The sequence below is a fragment of the Rhodococcus sp. GXMU-t2271 genome (genome assembly GCF_041414735.1).
GTDB classification, from domain to species: domain Bacteria; phylum Actinomycetota; class Actinomycetes; order Mycobacteriales; family Mycobacteriaceae; genus Rhodococcus; species Rhodococcus indonesiensis.
In genome coordinates this window covers 119,813-137,188 of the sequence record NZ_JAUIZP010000022.1, presented here as the reverse complement: position 1 = coordinate 137,188, position 17,376 = coordinate 119,813, and the positions used below count along the sequence as shown (strand labels likewise).

Annotated in this window: 15 protein-coding genes and 1 pseudogene; 9 read left to right on the top strand and 7 right to left on the bottom strand. The window is 69.7% G+C overall.

Features of this window, described 5'->3' with window-relative positions; translation table 11 throughout:
• Positions 1–60: 60 nt before the first annotated feature.
• Positions 61–1,458: a hypothetical protein gene (locus QYS60_RS08435; RefSeq protein WP_371382892.1), complete on the bottom strand. Its 1,398-nt coding sequence runs from the start codon at positions 1,456–1,458 to the stop codon at positions 61–63.
• A complete protein-coding gene (gene treS, locus QYS60_RS08430) occupies positions 1,455–3,176 on the bottom strand; it encodes a maltose alpha-D-glucosyltransferase (protein WP_003936445.1) in 1,722 nt (573 codons plus the stop codon). Before treS ends, QYS60_RS08435 begins: the two co-directional genes overlap by 4 nt.
• Positions 3,177–3,836: 660 nt before the next feature.
• On the opposite strand from treS, the gene QYS60_RS08425 reads away from it, so the two are divergent.
• Positions 3,837–4,919, top strand: coding sequence for a 3-deoxy-7-phosphoheptulonate synthase (locus QYS60_RS08425; protein ID WP_371382891.1), 1,083 nt, complete (start codon positions 3,837–3,839; stop codon positions 4,917–4,919).
• Positions 4,920–5,069: 150 nt separating this feature from the next.
• Entirely contained in the window at positions 5,070–5,951 is an 882-nt protein-coding gene (locus QYS60_RS08420; RefSeq protein ID WP_371382890.1) for a glycosyltransferase family 2 protein, read from the top strand.
• A 57-nt stretch (positions 5,952–6,008) separates the two neighbouring features.
• Here QYS60_RS08420 and thpD read toward each other — a convergent pair whose 3' ends face one another.
• Positions 6,009–6,896, bottom strand: coding sequence for an ectoine hydroxylase (gene thpD / locus QYS60_RS08415; protein WP_371382889.1), 888 nt, complete (start codon positions 6,894–6,896; stop codon positions 6,009–6,011).
• 168 nt (positions 6,897–7,064) lie between these two features.
• Here thpD and QYS60_RS08410 point away from each other — a divergent pair.
• A pseudogene (locus tag QYS60_RS08410) lies at positions 7,065–8,106 on the top strand (zinc-binding dehydrogenase).
• 30 nt (positions 8,107–8,136) lie between these two features.
• The gene (locus QYS60_RS08405; RefSeq protein WP_371382888.1) at positions 8,137–8,562 is read left to right on the top strand and encodes a VOC family protein; all 426 of its coding nucleotides are present in this window, start codon (positions 8,137–8,139) and stop codon (positions 8,560–8,562) included.
• Between the two features lie 9 nt (positions 8,563–8,571).
• Here the strand turns inward: QYS60_RS08405 and QYS60_RS08400 are convergent, their stop codons facing one another.
• A complete protein-coding gene (locus QYS60_RS08400; RefSeq protein ID WP_054371169.1) occupies positions 8,572–9,567 on the bottom strand; it encodes an AraC family transcriptional regulator in 996 nt (331 codons plus the stop codon).
• Positions 9,568–9,569: 2 nt separating this feature from the next.
• On the bottom strand, positions 9,570–10,763 hold the full coding sequence (locus tag QYS60_RS08395) for a pyridoxal phosphate-dependent aminotransferase (RefSeq protein WP_289380873.1): 1,194 nt from the start codon (positions 10,761–10,763) through the stop codon (positions 9,570–9,572).
• Positions 10,764–10,882: 119 nt separating this feature from the next.
• Between QYS60_RS08395 and QYS60_RS08390 the strand changes: the two genes are divergently transcribed.
• Complete coding sequence (locus QYS60_RS08390; protein WP_289380874.1) at positions 10,883–11,494, top strand: carboxymuconolactone decarboxylase family protein; 612 nt, start codon at positions 10,883–10,885, stop codon at positions 11,492–11,494.
• Here the strand turns inward: QYS60_RS08390 and QYS60_RS08385 are convergent.
• Both QYS60_RS08385 and QYS60_RS08380 read right to left on the bottom strand, forming a co-directional pair.
• Positions 11,476–11,889: a VOC family protein gene (locus QYS60_RS08385; protein WP_371382887.1), complete on the bottom strand. Its 414-nt coding sequence runs from the start codon at positions 11,887–11,889 to the stop codon at positions 11,476–11,478. The genes QYS60_RS08390 and QYS60_RS08385 overlap by 19 nt on opposite strands.
• A gap of 10 nt (positions 11,890–11,899) precedes the next feature.
• Positions 11,900–12,811, bottom strand: coding sequence for a sigma-70 family RNA polymerase sigma factor (locus QYS60_RS08380; RefSeq protein ID WP_371382886.1), 912 nt, complete (start codon positions 12,809–12,811; stop codon positions 11,900–11,902).
• A 347-nt stretch (positions 12,812–13,158) separates the two neighbouring features.
• Here QYS60_RS08380 and QYS60_RS08375 point away from each other — a divergent pair, with 347 nt between their 5' ends.
• Genes QYS60_RS08375 through QYS60_RS08360 form a run of 4 tightly spaced genes read left to right on the top strand, consistent with a single transcriptional unit; the run spans position 13,159 to position 17,309 of the window.
• On the top strand, positions 13,159–14,247 hold the full coding sequence (locus QYS60_RS08375; protein WP_371382885.1) for an ABC transporter substrate-binding protein: 1,089 nt from the start codon (positions 13,159–13,161) through the stop codon (positions 14,245–14,247).
• Positions 14,244–15,062, top strand: a complete 819-nt coding sequence (locus QYS60_RS08370; protein WP_371382884.1) for an ABC transporter ATP-binding protein — start codon at positions 14,244–14,246, stop codon at positions 15,060–15,062. The genes QYS60_RS08375 and QYS60_RS08370 overlap by 4 nt, the downstream gene beginning before the upstream one ends.
• The gene (locus QYS60_RS08365) at positions 15,055–15,927 is read left to right on the top strand and encodes an ABC transporter permease (protein WP_289380883.1); all 873 of its coding nucleotides are present in this window, start codon (positions 15,055–15,057) and stop codon (positions 15,925–15,927) included. Before QYS60_RS08370 ends, QYS60_RS08365 begins: the two co-directional genes overlap by 8 nt.
• A 32-nt stretch (positions 15,928–15,959) precedes the next feature.
• Positions 15,960–17,309 carry an LLM class flavin-dependent oxidoreductase gene (locus tag QYS60_RS08360; RefSeq protein WP_289380885.1) on the top strand — a complete coding sequence of 450 codons (1,350 nt, stop codon included), beginning with the start codon at positions 15,960–15,962 and terminating at the stop codon, positions 17,307–17,309.
• Positions 17,310–17,376: the final 67 nt, after the last annotated feature.

The following is a 17,376-nucleotide window of genomic DNA, read 5'->3' as shown; positions in this document are numbered from 1 at the left end:
CCCCCCCCCCCCGCCCCCCGCCCCCACCCCCCCCCCCCCCCCCCACGCTTCCGGGCCGCGTCAGTCGGCCTGGGTCATCCGGCGAATCGCGTTCAGGGGCAGACGGATCCACTGAGGACGATGACGAGCCTCGTACACGACCTCGTACACGGCCTTGTCCAGCTCGTACGCGCGCAGCAGCGCGGCGAACTCGCGCGGATCCACGCCGGACTCGCTCGCGTAACCGTCACAGAACGCCGCGGAGTTGCGCTGTGCCCACTCCTGCGCCCGGAACTCGCGTTGCGCGGCAGCGGCCTCGGACGCCGCATCGTGCAGGGAGTGGTGGGCCGCATAGTCGAACGAGCGGAGCATCCCTGCGACATCGCGCAGGGCGCTGTCCGGTTCCCGGCGTTCGTCGAGAGACTTGGCGGGCTCGCCCTCGAAATCGATGAGCAGCCAGTGTTCCGGGGTGCGGAGCACCTGCCCGAGGTGCAGGTCGCCGTGGACCCGCTGGGCCGTCGTCGTGCCGGTGGCCGCAGCCTCCGCGAACCGCGCCCGCACCGCCGGGGCGACCTCCGCCAGTTCGGGTACGACGGCGCCGGCGGCCTCCAGGCGGCGCAGCATCCCGTCGACGATGTCGCCCACGTCCCGCTGGGACGTCCCGAGGGACTGCGCCAGCAGCGCGTGCACCTCGGCCACCGCCGCGCCCATCCGCTGCGATTCACCCGCGAAATCCGTGCCCACCTCGTCCGCCCGCAGGTCCGCCTCGAGCAGCAGGTCCCGCACACTGCCCAGTGCCATCGACCAGCCGTCGGCGGAGTTGGCCGCGAAGTCCTGCACCATCGCCAGGGTCGTGCGCACCCCGCCGATCTCGGCGTCGATCCACGCCCGCACCGGGGCCACCGACCGGCAGCCTGCCTCCCCGAGGGCGAGATGCAGTTCCACATCGGGGTTGACCCCCGGAGTGATCCGGCGGAACAGCTTGAGCAGCAGCTGCTCGCCGAGCACGACGGAAGTGTTGGACTGCTCGGCGCTGAGCGCCCGTCCCCGCAGTCCCTCCTCGATGACCGTGCCGGGCACGGTGTGCAGCTCGACCGGGCCGTACACCTGGCCGGTGGCGATCGAGTGCGCGTACAGGTCGATGATCTCCTGGTCGCGCAGACCGTCGTAGGCGTGGGTGCGGTCGTCGCCGCTGCCGTCGGGCCGCGGCAGCGCCCAGTGCGCCAGCTCGTCGGGCAGGTGCGTGCGGTAGCCGAGCGGCACCTGGTAGAGCTGCTCGTCGCCGGATTCGAACTCGACGGTCACCAGCAGGTGGTCCGCCCCGAACGCGGGCGTGTCGGTGAGGTGTTCTCGCAGCATGATCCGGACCGCGGCGACGGTCCGGCCCTTGGCGGCGAACCAGCGCTGGTGGGGGAGCCACTCGGCCAGCAGGGTCTCGAGCTCCGCGTCGGAGTAGTGCTGCAGCTGTGGGTCCGTCATGGCTGAACCGCCGCCTCGGCCTCGCTGCTCACCGGATGTTCGCCGACGCCTTCCTTCGTCGGATCCGGCTGTAGCGCAAACCAGTAGAAGCCGTGACCGGGCAGGGTGACCATGTACCCCTCCTCCGTGATCGGTGGGAACGGGACGGAACCGGTGAGCTCCACCGGAATCCACCCCGCGAAGCGCGACAGGTCCAGGATGACGGCCTGCGGATACCGGGACAGATTGTTCACGCACAGGATGACGTCGCTGTAGTTGCGGTCCGGTCCGAGCGGCATCTCCCGCAGGTACGACAGGACGGCCGGGTTGGCGCTGCCGAGTTCGGTGAACGCGGCCTTGCCGAACGCCGGATGCTGCTTGCGGACCTGGATCATCCGCCGCGTCCAGTGCAGCAGGGTGTTCGTCGAGTTCATCTGCCGCTCGACGTTCACGGACTGGTAGCCGTAGGTCGGGTCCATGATCGTCGGCAGGTACAACCGGGCCGGATCCGCCCGCGAGAAGCCCGCGTTGCGGTCCGGGGTCCACTGCATCGGCGTGCGCACCGCGTCGCGGTCACCGAGCCAGATGTTGTCGCCCATCCCGATCTCGTCGCCGTAGTAGAGCACCGGTGAGCCGGGCAGGCTCAACAGCAGAGCCGTGAACAGTTCGAGCTGGTTGCGGTCGTTCTCGAGTAGTGGCGCCAGCCGGCGGCGGATGCCGATGTTGGCCCGCATCCGGGGGTCGGTCACGTACTCGGCGTACATGTAGTCACGCTCTTCGTCCGTGACCATCTCGAGGGTCAGCTCGTCGTGGTTGCGCAGGAAGATGCCCCACTGCGCACTGCTCGGAATCGGCGGTGTCTGGGCGAGGATCTCGGAGATCGGGAACCGGTTCTGGCGACGGACCGCCATGAAGATGCGCGGCATGAGCGGGAAGTGGAAGGCCATGTGGCACTCGTCGCCGACCTCCGGTTCGCCGAAGTACTCCACCACGTCGCTGGGCCACTGGTTCGCCTCGGCGAGCAGCACGCGGCCCGGGTACTCCGCGTCGATCACCGCACGGCACTTCTTCAGGAACGCGTGCGTCTCGGGCAGGTTCTCGCAGTTGGTGCCTTCGCGCTCGAACAGATAGGGCACTGCATCGAGCCGGAACCCGTCGATTCCCAGATCGAGCCAGAACCGCAGGACGTCGATCATCGCGTCCTGCACCTCGGGATTGTCGTAGTTCAGGTCCGGCTGATGCGAGAAGAAGCGGTGCCAGTAGTACTGCTTGCGTACCGGATCCCACGTCCAGTTCGACGACTCGGTGTCGACGAAGATGATGCGCGCATCCTGGTAACGCTCGTCGGTGTCGGACCACACGTAGAAGTCGCCGTACGGACCCTCCGGGTCCGTCCGCGACTCCTGGAACCACGCGTGCGTGTCCGACGTGTGGTTCATGACCAGATCGGTGATGACCCGGATGCCGCGCTTGTGCGCCTCGTCGAGGAACAGGACGAAGTCGTCGACCGTGCCGAACTCCGGCAGCACCGCCCGGAAGTCCCGGATGTCGTACCCGCCGTCGCGTAGCGGGGAGTCGTAGAACGGGGGCAGCCAGATGCAGTCGGCGCCCAGCCACGCGATGTAGTCGAGCTTCTCCGTCAGCCCGCGCAGATCACCCGTCCCGTCGTGGTTCGAGTCGTTGAACGCGCGCACCAGGACCTCGTAGAACACCGCGGTCTTGAACCAGTCCGGATCCACCGCGAGATTTCTGGCGTGGGAGAAGTCCTCGGACTGGGCCTCGACCAGGTGGCCGTCGGCGGTGTGTTCCGGTCCTGTCCCCCGGGCGTGCTCGTCGGGTGAACTCGCTCTGGGCGGGTTGACGCCCAGGGATGGGGCGGCAGTTCCGCCGTCCAGGTCTGGCATGGCACCTCCGTGCTCGTCGCTTCGCGGGACAGACTCTCCAAGGGTGCCCCGGTTCGCGGGTTTCCACACCCCGAAGCGGCCCGACGGTCGAGCATTGTCGTGGTGCCGTCCCCCGTCCGGATTCCGGCCACGTTCCGCGGTCGGCCGCCGGACCCGATCGGCGTGCGCCGGAAATGCGGTGAAAGACGTTGTCGCACAGTAAGTCATGCGTGGAATCCGGGGCAGCCTGCGAACCCGCCCCCATTGCCGTGCGCGTTTCTGGTAGGCCCCGCTACCGAAACCGCGCACGGGGGTGCCGTGGCGCGGGGAGAGGGCGGCCTGTTACGGTGGTCCGCATGCAGCGCGCATATTTCTGGTTTAGCAGGCCGGCCCGGGGTGGGTCGGTCGGCGTAACCGCGCGCTGACCTCTTCCACCTACGAGCCGGACACGGACCGGCTCGCTGGAATCACCGAAGGTTCAGCCAGGGTCGGCCCGGGAACAGGAACCGAACCCCGATGACCATCAGCACCTCCATCTCCACCGCGAATCTCGACGAACAGCGGACCGTGCGGATCAGCCCGCTCGTCGCTCCGGCCGTCGTCCGCGGCGAGCACGCCCCCGACGAGGTCGCCGCCGCGACCGTGCGCTCGGGCCGCGCCGACACCGTGGCGATCCTCGACGGCACCGACGACCGGCTGCTCGTCGTGGTCGGGCCGTGCTCGGTGCACGACCCCGCCGCCGCGATGGACTACGCGCGACGTCTCGCCGCGAAGGCCGAAGAGCTGCGTGACGACCTGCACGTGGTGATGCGGGTGTACTTCGAGAAGCCGCGCACCACCCTCGGGTGGAAGGGCCTGCTCAACGACCCGCATCTCGACGGCACCTACGACATCAACACCGGACTGCGCATCGGCCGCAAGCTGCTGCTCGACGTCTCCGGCCTCGGTCTGCCCGTCGGGTGCGAGTTCCTCGATCCGATCCTGCCGCAGTACTACGCGGACCTGGTCACCTACGGCGCGATCGGTGCCCGCACCGCGGCCAGCCAGGTGCACCGGCAGCTGTGCAGCGCCCTGTCCATGCCGGTGGGCATCAAGAACTCCACCGAGGGCGACGTGCAGGTGGCCGTCGACGGTACCCGAGCCGCCGCCGCGAGCCACGTGTTCCCCGGCACCGACCTCGACGGGCAGGCCGCCCTCATCGAGACGGTCGGCAATCCGGACTGCCACGTCATCCTGCGTGGCGGCTCCGCGGGCCCGAACTACGATGCCGAGACCGTCGCGGACACGATGGCCCGCCTGCGCAAGGCCGGTCTGCCCGAGCGCGTCGTGATCGACGCCAGCCACGGCAACAGCAGCAAGAACCACGAGAAGCAGGTCGACGTCGTCACCGACATCGCCGAGCGCCTCGAGGCCGGCGAGCGGGGCATCGCCGGCGTCATGCTGGAGAGCTTCCTCGAGGCAGGCCGGCAGGACCTGACGCTCGGCCGGGCGGACGAGCTCGACTACGGCAAGTCCATCACCGATGCGTGCCTCGACTGGGCGACCACGTCTGCCCAGCTCGACCGGCTGGCCGACGCCGTGCGCCGCCGTCGCTCCTGAGGCCCGAGCGGGGAACCGTGCCGGGGTGTCCCGCCACGGTCCCTGCCTTCGGCGCTCCGAGTGCACGGTCCCTGCCTTCGGCGCTCCGAGTGCACGGTCCCTGCCTTCGGCGCTCCGCGGCGCGCGGACGGTCGAGGTAGCGTCGGAGGCATGCATCAGCACACGCTGTCGGTGGTCGTGCCGGCGTACAACGAGGAGCAGTACATCGGTCCGTGCCTGGCGGCCCTGCTGGAGCAGGAGGCGGATATCCACGAAATCGTGGTGGTGGACAACAACTCGACGGACAGGACGGGCGAGATCGTCGACGCGATCGCCGAGCGGTCTCCGATCGTCCGCCGGATCTCCGAGTCCCGTCCCGGTGTCGCATTTGCTCGAAACGCCGGATTCGACTCGGCGACAGGAGATCTTCTCGGCAGGATCGACGCCGACACGCGGGTCCGTCCCGGATGGGCCCGCGCGATCCTCGACTTCTTCGCGCGTGCAGACGTCGAGAGCGTCGGAGCCGTCAGTGGACTCAACAACTCCTACGACTCGCCGTACCGGGAACTCAAGCGCCGGTATATCGAGCAGCGCGTGCGCAAGGGCTTCTTCGGCGGTGAGCGCCGAATCGACAATCTGCACGGTGCCAACATGGCCGTGCGCCGGTCGGCGTGGCAGCGCGTCCGCCACGCGGTCAGCACGGATGCCGGGATCCACGAAGACCTCGACCTGGCCTTGTGCCTGCGCGAGGCCGACATCGAGATCGCCCAGCTCTCCGAATTGTTCGTCGACATCTCCCCACGGCGTGCGCTGACGCCGCCGCGGGAGTACACCAAGTACATCCGCTCCGGAACCGCCACGTTCGAACTGCACGGCCGGATGAATCCGGTGCTTCGCCGGATTCTGCGGGCGCACTGGGCGTTCCACGTGCTCGTGTATCTGGCCTACCGGCCCTACGATCCGGAGCAGGGCCGGTTCACGCTCAGCCGGTTGCTGCGCACACCGCGTGCCCGCACGCTGCCGATCGACGTGGCCGACACCGTCCGCGTATAAGTCCCGCGATGCGGTGTGCGCCCGGCCTGTCCCGGGCGCACCCCGCATCCGTTCGGGTCAGCGCAGCGGGGTGAAGTCGCGGCTGCCGAGGTAGTCCGGTCGCGGCTTCGGCGCCGAGAACGGCTCGCCGAGCGTGTTCTCGACGCTGTTGAACACCACGAACAGGTTCGACCGGGGGAACGGGGTGATGTTGCCGTTCGAGCCGTGCATGCAGTTCGAGTCGAACACCGTCGCCGAACCGGCCGAACCGGTGAACGTGGCGATGCCGTGCTCGGCGGCCATCGAGGTCAGCGTGTCCTCGTCGGGCGAACCCGTGGGCGGGACGTGCGTGACCAGCGACTGCTGGTAGTAGTCCTCGGGCGTGGTGCCGGCGCACGAGACGAAGGTCCGGTGCGAACCGGGCATGATCATCAAACCGCCGTTGTAACCGTAGTTCTCGGTCAGCGCGACCGAGATGCTCAGCGCCCGCGGACGCGGCATCCCGTCCTCGGCGTGCCAGGTCTCGAAGTCGGAGTGCCAGTAGAACGGACCGCCACGGAATCCCGGCTTGACGTTCAGCCTCGACTGGTGGATGTAGACCTCCGAGCCGAGGAGCTGGCGGGCGATACCGGCGATCTCCGGTCGCCGGATGATCTCGGCGACGGTGTCGGAGAGGCGGTGCACGTCGAACACGGAGCGCACGTCCCCGCTTCCCGCCTCCCGCACGACCCGCTCGTCGTCGGCCAGGTCCCGGCCCAGACGCGCTGTCTCGTCGAGCAGATTTCCGACGTCGTGCGCCGGAAGGAGCGCGTCCACGGTGTGGAACCCGCGCCGGTCGTACTCGGCGACGGCCGACGCGTCCAACGGGCCCGCGGCCGATCCCCACACCACCGGATCCGGCCGGGACACACTCACGCACTGCGTGCGGTTCCGGGTGGGGTAGTCGTCGATGACGGCCGTCTGCATTGGTGTGAATCACCCTCTCGAAGTCGATATCGGTTCTCCTCGACGCTCTCACTCACCGTCGGCGGATGCAACCCGTCTCGGAGATCCGCGGCACGAACGTGCGCCCTCGCGCTTGCGGCGGGAGTAGGGTCGCCCCTGGTTGCCGTCGCACAACAGGATGAGGGGACCATGACCGGGACGATGCGCGCCGCGCGCTTTCACGCCGACACCGGAACCAATGTGCTGGAAGATGTTCCGATTCCGTCGCCGGGCCCCGGCGAGGTACTCGTCAAGGTGGCGTTCTGCGGATCTGCCATTCGGATCTGAGCCTGCTGGACGGGACCTTCCCGGCCTTGCTGCCCGTGGTCACCCGGGGCACGAGGCTGCCGGAATCATCGCCGCCCTCGGGGACGGGGTGACGGGTTGGGCGGTCGGGGACCGCGTCGTTCCCGCGGCGGGGCGACCGTGCCTGCAGTGCCGCTTCTGCCGGCGGGGCGACCTGACCAACTGCCCGAACATTCAGCTGATGGCGTTCGCGTACGACGGGGCGTGGGCCGAGTACACCGTCGCCCAGGCCGGCGGTCTCACCCGCGTGCCCGACAACGTCCCGCTCGAGCAGGCGGCGATTCTCGCCGACGCGGTCTCGACCCCGTTCGGTGCGGTCGTGCGCACCGGGCAGGTGGCGGTGGGCGAGGCCGTCGGCGTGTGGGGAGTCGGCGGGGTGGGCACCCACATCGTGCAGCTCGCCCGGCTGGTCGGCGCCGTGCCGATCCTCGCCTTCGACATCAACCCCGCGGTGCGGGAGCGGGCCCTCGAACTCGGCGCCGACCACGTGTTCGATTCCCGCGACCCGGACCTGGTCCAGAAGGTCGCCGAGGCGACGGATGGGAAGATGCTCGACGTGGCCTTCGACTCCGCGGGTCTGAAGGTCACCTTCGACCAGGCGCTGCAGTGCGTCATGACGGGTGGCCGTGTGGTGGTGGTCGGGCTGAGCGGGCAGGAGGCCTGCCTGGGCCCCACCGCCACGTTCGGCCTCTCGCGCAAGCACGTCATGGGACACCTCGGGTACCAGAACGTCGACATCGAGACGCTCGCGGCACTCGTCTCCCGCGGGCGCCTGGACGTCTCCCGCTCCGTCAGCGAGGTCGTCCCGCTCGAGAACATCGCCGAGGGCATCGCGAAGCTGCGCGACCACGTCGGGAATCCGATCCGGATCCTCGTGCAGCCCTGACGTGTCGGAGGGCCGTCGTACCGTCACCGCATGGGTTACGGATTCCAGGTGACGGTCGATTCGAGCAGCCCGCACACGCTGGCGAAATGGTGGGCGGCGGCGCTGGGCTGGCGGGTCGAGCCGAGCAACGAGGACTTCATCCGCGGGCTGGTCGCGGCCGGGCACGCCCGGGATGAGGACACCGAGATCTTCGAGGGTGTCCTCGTCTGGAAGGCGGGCGCCGCGATCTCCGATCCCGAGGTGCCCGCGCGTCCGCGCGTGCTGTTCCAGCTGGTGCCCGAGGGCAAGACGGTGAAGAACCGGCTGCACTTCGACATCCGGGCGGGGGAGGACCGCGAGGCGCTGGCCGGGCGGCTCGCCGAGGCGGGCGCGACCGTCCTGCACCGGGGCCGGCAGGGACCGAACGAGTGGATCACGATGACCGATCCGGAGGGCAACGAGTTCTGCGTCGCGTGAACCGGTGACCTACCGGTAGGCGCGGGGCGTCTTACCGGTCCATCGCTTGAAGGCGCGCCGGAACGCACTCGGCTCGGAGAAGCCGAGTCGGGCCGACAGGGCGTCCACCGCCTCGCCGCGGCGCAACCCGGCGATCGCCGTGTCCCTCAGCACCTCCTCGCGCAACTGCCCGAGAGAGGTGCCCTCCTGCCTGAGCAGACGCCGCAGATGCGGGGCGCTCACCGACAGCATCTCCGCAACCTCCTCGGCGGTCGCCGTGCGACCCTCGATGCCCGACTCGAGGATCCGCCGCACCTGCGACGCGGCGGTGGAGTCGTAATCACGTTCCGACATCATCAGGTTCGGTGATTCGCGCAGGTAGTCCTCGAGGGTCTCCTCGGTCTGGACGATGGGCGACCGCAGGGCCGCGTTGTCGATCTCGAGTACCGCGCCGGCGGCGTCGAAGGTGACCGGCACCCCGAAGATCGCATCGTAGTTCTTCGCCAGCACCGGGTCGGGCTCGCTGTAGGGGACCGAGACCGACGCCAGCCGTACCCGTCCGCCGACGAGCCAGGCCGCGAACCGGTGCAGCAGGATGAGCAGGAAGTCGATGATGACTCGGGTCTTGTCGTCGCACGACTCCAGCACCACCTCGAGCCGGGTCGTCTGCGGGCCCGGCGTGAGCCGTAGTCGCGGCAGCGTCGGCAGCACCTGGTTGACCTGGATCATCCGTTCGAGGGCCTGCGCGAGGTCTCGGCAGTGGATCAGCGTCAGGCACATCACCCGGAACGTGCCGCGGGGCACCGGTCCAGGCCCGAGTCCGAACAGTTCGTCACCGGTCAGTTCCCAGGTCTTCTGGGTGAACCGGGTGACCTGCTCAGGGGTCAGGCGCGCATGCGGGTGGGCGAGCACCGCGCGACTGATCCGTGCCGCGTCCAGGGCCGGGGCCAGATCCACCCCGTTCGCCTCGGCCAGTACCACCGAGCGGCGCACGAAGTCGGAGGGAATGGTGGCGGGGGCGGTCATGGTCAGCCGTGCTCCCGCAGGCTGCGCAGCCGCCGGACACCCTCCAGCAGGACGTCGTCGCGTTTGCAGAAGGCGAACCGGACCAGGTGATTCCACTGCCGGGGGTCGTCGACGAAGGCGCTGACCGGGACCGCGGCCACGCCGATGCGCTCGGGCAGGGTTCGGCAGAAGGCGACACCGTCCGTCACGCCGACGGGGGTGACGTCCGCGCACACGAAATACGTTCCGGCCGAGTCCAGCACGCCGAAACCGGCGTCGGTGAGCGCTGCGGAGAGCAGGTCGCGCCTGCGCTGCAGATCGTCGCGCTGGGCGGCGACCCACGCCTGCTCGTGGGTCAGCGCGTACGCCACGGCGGGCTGGAACGGTGCTCCGGCGACGAACGACATGAACTGTTTCGCCGTGCGCACCCCGTCGATCAGCTCGCGGGGGCCGAGCGCCCACCCGATCTTCCAGCCGGTGACGTTGAACATCTTCGCGGCGCTGGACACGGTGACGGTGCGTTCGGCCATGCCGGGCAGCGACGCGATGGGCCGGTGCTGCCGGCCGTCGAACACCAGATGCTCGTACACCTCGTCGGACAGCACCAGCAGGTCGCGTTCGCACGCCAGTTCCGCGAGCGAGCGGAGCGCGTCGTCGTCGTAGACCGTCCCCGTCGGATTGTGCGGGGTGTTGACCACCAGCATCCGGGTGCGGTCGGTGACCGCGGCGCGCAGCGCGTCGACGTCCAGGACGAAACCCGAGCCGGCCCGAGTGAGCGGAACGGTGCGGCGGGTCGCCCCGGCGAGTGCGACGGACGCGGCGTAGGAGTCGTAGTAGGGCTCGGTGAGCAGTACCTCGTCACCGGGCTCGACGAGACCGAGGATGGCGGCGCTGATCGCCTCGGTGGCGCCGACGGTGACGAGGACCTCGCCGTCGGGGTCGTGTTCGAGTCCGTACCGGCCGGCCCGGTCCGCTGCGATCGCCCGCCGCAGTTCGGGCATGCCCGGCCCGGGCGGGTACTGGTTGACACCGTCGGCGATGGCCTGGCGCGCGACGTCGAGCATCGCGCGGGGGCCGTCCGTGTCGGGAAAGCCCTGGCCGAGGTTCACCGCGTCGTGCGTCACAGCCAGGGCGGTCATCTCGGCGAAGATCGTGGACGCGAACGGACGCAGCCTTTCGACCGTGCGGACCCGGCGGGAGGGCGCGATTTCTGCCATTTCGGCAGCTTAGCCGCGTCCTGCGCGGCCCCCGGCAGCGGTCGTGTCACATCCGGCGGGGCTGTCTCGTCCGAAGAGATGAACGGTCCCGTCCAGGACCCGGGGAACGGAGTAGGAACATGGCGCGTATTCCTGCGGTGACACCGGCCGAGGCCGGTGTCACTACGAAGATCGCCTATCGGATGGCCCGGCGCCGCTTCGGGGAGGTGCCCGAGCCGTTCGCCGTCTACGCCCACCATCCGGCGCTGATGCGGGCGAGCGCCGTGCACGAGACGCTCGTCGAGCGCGCCTCGACGGTGCTGCCGCCGCATGTGCGCGAACTCGCGGTGTACCGGGTGGCCTGGAGCGTCGGGTGCTCCTGGTGCGTCGACTTCGGCACGATGCTGCAGCGGCTCGACGGCCTCGACGTGGACCGCCTCGAGCACATCGCCGACTACGCAACCTCCGACGCCTACAGCGACGACGAGCGTGCGGCCATCGCGTACGCCGACGCGATGACGGGAGCCGGCGGTGCCGGCGGCGCGGCCGTCACGGTGACGGACGAGCAGGTCGCCGACCTCGAGCGGCGCTTCGGGCGGGCCGGGCTTGTGGAACTGACCTACCAGATTGCGCTCGAGAACATGCGGGCCCGCATGAACTCGGCCCTGGGCATCCACGAGCAGGGGTTCAGCACCGACGCGTGCCGGGTGCCGTGGCTGCAGGACGACGCGGCTCAGGGCAGCACGAGCTGACCGATGGGACCCGGATTCCAGGCGATCTCCCACCGGAATCCGTCGGGGTCCGCGAAATACCCTGTGTAGCCGCCCCACTCACGCTCGACCGCGTCGGAGACCGGATCGGCTCCGGCGCGGCGGGCGGTGTCCAGCACCCGGTCGACGTCTGCTCGGTCGGCGACGTTGTGGGCGAGCGTCACGGGTGGGACGCCGCTGCGCTCGACGGGACCGACCTCGGCCGCGAAGTGCTGTTCGTCCCACAGGGACAGGACGAGGTGCGGTCCGACCTGGAACATCAGCACCTCGCCGGGCACGTCGACGACGGGCGACCAGCCGAGCCCGTCGACGTAGAAGCGCCGGGTGCGCTCGAGGTCGGCGACGGCAAGGGTGACGAAGCTCAGTCGGGGCTCCATGACCGCGACTCTAGCTGTCGAGGCGGACGCCGCGGAGCTTGTCGGGATTGGCCATGTCGTAGGCCGCCCACACCCGCCCGTCACGTACGGTGCAGCCGATGACCCGTCCGGCGAAGGCGAGGTGGGTCCCGTCGCCGGGGGAACCGGCGCTGACGAACCCCAGTTCGCCGTTGACGAGCGCCGGCGTGCCGGCCAGGAACGCTTCGGCGCCGTAGCGCTGCATCAGGCCGAGGAAGAACCGGGCGAACCGCTCGGCGCCGACGACGACGTTGATCGCGGTGCGGGTGGTGCCGCCCGCGTCCCCGATGACCCGGGCCTCGGGGTCGAGCGCCGCGACCACCGCCGCGAGGTCCCCGGAGGCGAGGGCCGTCATCAGCCGCTGTACCGCCTCGACGTGCTCGGCGGCCGGCACGGGCGGCGGCGCGGCCGCGGCGGCCCGGCGGCCGCGGGAGGCGAGCTGGCGCGCGGACGCCGGCGTGACGTCGAGAACGGCGGCGATCTCGTCGAACGGCACCGCGAACCCGTCGTGCAGGACGAACGCGACGCGCTGGGCCGGGGTGAGCGTGTCCAGCACGACCATCGCTGCCATCCGGCTGTCCTCCTGCTGCACAACGGCTTCCAGGGGATCGGGGGGTGCCGGTCCGCCGAGGGGAGTGACGATCGGCTCGGGCAGCCACTGGCCGACGTAGCTCTCGCGACGTACCGCGGCCGACCGCAGCCGGTCCAGGCACAGACGTCCGACCACGGTGGTCAGCCACGCCCGCAGATCGTCGATGCCGTCCGCGTCCGCGCGGTCGAGACGCAGCCAGGCGTCCTGGACCGCGTCCTCGGCGTCGGCGACGCTGCCGGTCAGCCGGTAGGCGACGGAGAGCAGGTGCGGCCGATGCTGCTCGAAGGCGTCGGCGAGCACGGCGGTGCGCATGGGCCGATCGTACGGGCATCGGGAGCGCGGCCGTTACGGTAGCGGATCGGGCATGTCAAGGGATTCGCACACGGATGCGCCGAAGCGTTGACCCCTCGCGGCGGCGCGGGCCAGACTTCCGGAGTCCGATCGCCGCAGAAGGAGACCACCGTGTACGAGTGTCCGGACTGTTGTCGCTGACCCTCCCGGTGTAGCCCGCCCGTCCGGCCCGTCCGGCCGCCGGCGCTCGATCTTCCGTTGCTGCACCGCGAATCCCGGTGTCGTGGACGCCTCGCCGTCGCCGCACCGCACTTCTCCGTGCCCGCTGTGTCGGGCCTCTTCGTCGAACGTAAGGGACAACTCTCGCGATGTCGTATTCCACGCTGCGCAGCCGGCTGGTCCGGTCGGCTGCGGTCGCAGCCACTCTCGTCACCCTCGCCGCGGGGGTCGCGGCCTGCTCCTCGGGGTCGGAGACCACCACCACCGAGGACGGTCGCACCGTCCTGCGCTACCAGGGCTCGGCCGGCCAGGTCACCTATCCCGAACTCGCGGAGAACCTCGGTTACTACGAGAACGTCGCGCTGGACTGGGTGGGTGACACCACCAGCGGTCCGCAGGACATCCAGTCTGCGGCCACCGGCCAGACCGAGTTCGGCGGCGCATTCAACGGCGCCGTCATCAAGCTCGCCGCCGCCAACTCGCCGATCACGTCGGTCATCAGCTACTACGGCTCCGACGAGGAGTCGTTCAACGGCTACTACGTGCTCGAGGACAGCCCGATCCGCACCGCCCGGGATCTGATCGGCAAGAAGGTGGGGATGAACACGCTCGGCGCGCACCACGAGTTCCTCGTCCGCGAATGGCTCGCCCGGCAGGGACTGACCCCGGACGAGATCAGGCAGGTCGAACTGATCGTGGTGCCCCCGGTGAACACCGAGCAGGCGCTGCGGGAGGGGCAGATCGACGTGGGCACCCTGGGCAGCGTGTTCCGCGAGACCGCGGTCTCGCGCGGCGGGATCCGTCCGCTGTTCACCGACGAGTCCCTGTTCGGGGCGTTCAGCTACGGTACGTACGTCTTCCGAGACGACTTCATCGCCGAGAACCGGGACGCGGTGGTGGATTTCGTGCAGGGCACGGCGCGGGCCATTCGCTGGGCGCAGACTACCCCACGCGACGAGGTCATCGCCGAGTACAAGGAAATCATCAACGGCCGCGGCCGCAACGAGAACACCGACCTCGTCGAGTTCTACAAGAGCCCCGGCGTCGCCGGCCCGGGTGGGACGATCACCGAACAGGAGATCCAGACCTGGCTCGACTGGCTCGCCCGGAACGGCGAACTGCCCGAGGGCACGTTCACCCCGGCCGACATCTACACCAACGAATTCAACCCCTACGCCAACGGCACCTACGAACCGACGAGCGGTCCGAACGGTGAACCCGTCGAGGAGGCGAAATGAGCACCACCCCGAAGCTCCGTCTCGAGCACGTGACCAAGCAGTTCCCGGTCCGCGGTACGAACACCGCGTTCACTGCCCTCGAGGACGTCAGCCTCGACGTCGCCGACGGTGAGCTCCTCGTCCTCGTCGGTCCCAGCGGGTGCGGAAAGTCCACGCTGCTCGACCTTCTCGGCGGGCTGAGCAGCCCGACGTCGGGACGGATCCTGCTCGACGGACAGCCGATCACCGGGCCGGGACTGGACCGGGGCATCGTCTTCCAGCAGTACGCACTCCTGCCGTGGCGCACCGCCCGGCACAACATCGAATTCGGTCTCGAAGCGAAGGGCCTGCCCCGGCGGCAGCGGCGCGAGCTCGCCGAGCACTACCTCGAGCTGGTGGGGCTGCGCGGGTTCGGCGATCGCTATCCGCACGAGCTGTCCGGCGGCATGAAACAGCGCGTCGCGATCGCCCGGAGCCTGGCGTTCGACCCCGAGGTGCTCCTCATGGACGAGCCGTTCGCCGCCCTCGACGCGCAGACCCGGGAGTCGTTGCAGGACGAGCTGTTGCGGATCCGGCACGAGACCGGCAAGACCATTCTGTTCATCACCCACGGCATCGACGAGGCGATCTACCTCGGACAGCGCGTCGCTGTGCTGACGTCCCGGCCCGGGCGGATCAAGACCGTCGTGGACATCGATATCGAACGCACCGTCGACGACGTCCGGTCCGGCGAGGCGTTCCGACACTACCGGCACCGGATCTGGTCGTTGCTGCACTCGGAGATCGAGCGCGCGCAGAACCACGGTGCCGCAATTCCGGAGGTGCAGCATGTCTAGTCCGAGCGCAACCCTGATCGCCCCGGCCGAGCTCGACGACGTCCTCGCCGAGGAGCGATCCACGCCACCCACGCCCGCGCCGGGCGCCGGGGCCGGACGCCGGGTCGGTGCCTTCGTGTGGCGCGGGGTGAAACCGGCCGTCGCGATCCTCGCCTTCCTCGCGGTCTGGGAGATCGCGCCCCGGCTCGGGCTCGTCGACGAGGTGTTCCTGCCGCCCTTCACGGTGGTCGCGGACGCCTTCGCCCAGCTGGTCGGCGACGGCCGGCTCGCCGAGCACCTCGGTGCCAGCCTCTCCCGGGCCGTCACCGGCTTCGGGATCGCGGTGTTCGTCGCGGTCCCGCTCGGTGTGGCGATCGGCTGGTACCGGCCGGTGGCCGAGTTCCTCGACCCGATCCTCGAACTGTTCCGCAACACCGCCGCGCTCGCGCTGCTGCCGGTGTTCATCCTGATCCTGGGCATCGGCGAGACCTCGAAGGTGGCGCTGGTGATCTACGCGAGCACCTTCCCGATCCTGCTCAACACCGTCTCCGGCGTGCGCACCGTGGATCCGCTCCTGGTGAAATCGGCCCGCTCCCTCGGTCTGCCTTCGTACCGCCTGTTCCAGAAGGTGATCCTGCCGGCCGCCGTGCCGACGATCTTCACCGGCATCCGGATGGCCGCGGCCTCGTCGATCCTCGTGCTCATCGCGGCCGAGATGGTCGGTGCCAAGGCAGGTCTCGGCTATCTCGTCACCGCTTCCCAGCTCAACTTCCAGATCCCGAACATGTACGCCGGCATCGTCGCCATCTCTCTCGTCGGCCTGACCTTCAACGGGATCCTCGTCGCCGTCGAGCGCCGGCTCTCCCGCTGGCGCGCAGACCGGTAGTCCCTCGTCCCCACACACCCGGATAGGTTGTCATGTCCCAGTCCCCGAAGCAGTTCCACCTCAACGCCTTCCTGATGGGAGTCGGCCATCACGAGGCCGCCTGGCGGCACCCCCGCACCGACGAGCGCCGCGTCCTCGACGTCGCACACTTCCAGGAGCTCGCGCAGATCGCCGAACGCGGCAAGCTCGACTCGGTGTTCTTCGCCGACGGCCTCGCGGCCGGCCCCCGGGTGGAACACAACATCCAGGCGGTCTTCGAGCCGATCACCCTGCTGTCCGCGATGGCCGTCGTCACCGAGCGGGTGGGACTCATCGCCACCGCGTCCACCGGCTACAACGAACCCTTCACTCTCGCCCGCAAGTTCGCCTCGCTCGACCACATCAGCCACGGCCGTGCCGGCTGGAACATCGTGACCTCGGGGGGTGCCGACGAGGCAGCCAACTTCGGCTACGACGAGACCCCCGACCACGCCGGCCGTTACGACCGCGCCGCCGAATTCGTCGACGTTGCCGTCGAGCTGTGGGACAGCTGGGACGACGACGCCGTCGAGCTGGACGTCGCCGGCGGCCGGTTCGCCGATCCGGCCAAGGTGCGCACCATCGACCACGACGGTGCGCGGTTCAAGGTGCGTGGCCCACTGAACTCCCCGCGCTCACCCCAGGGCCGCCCCGTCCTGGTGCAGGCCGGGTCTTCGGAGAGCGGAAAGAACTTCGCCGCCCGGTACGCCGAGGCGGTCTTCACCGCGCAGCGCACCCTGGCCGAGGGGCAGGCGTTCTACCGCGATCTGAAGGCGCGGGTGGCCGGGGCGGGGCGGGATCCGCACTCCCTGAAGGTGCTCCCCGGGATCGTGCCGTTCATCGGCGACACCGAGGCCGAGGCGAAGGCGCTCGAGCAGGAGTTCACCGACCTGATTTCACCGGCATACTCGTTGCGTCAGCTCTCGGGGATGGTGGGGGTGGACCTCACCGAACATGCTCTCGACGCACCGCTGCCCCCGTTGCCGCCGCTCGACCGGATCCAGGGCAACAAGAGCCGCTACGAACTGGTGAAGAACCTCGCCGAGAACGAGCACCTGACCGTGCGCCAGCTCATCGGGAAGCTCGGCGGCGGCCGCGGGCACCGCACCGTCGCCGGCACCCCCGAACAGATCGCCGACGATCTGCAGCTGTGGTTCGACCGCGAAGCCGCCGACGGTTTCAACGTCATGCCGCCCTACCTGCCGGGTGGTCTCGAGGACTTCACCACCCGTGTGGTCCCCATCCTGCAGGAGCGCGGATTGTTCCGCACCGAGTACACGGCCACGACGCTGCGCGGCCACTACGGACTCGACCGTCCGGCTGCCCGGATCGGCGCTGCGCGGGCTCGAGCGGCGACGGCCTGACTGCGCGGCCCCGCTCGCGCGGAGGCAACCCCGCGCGAGCGGAGCCGGTCCGCGATACTGGGGATCG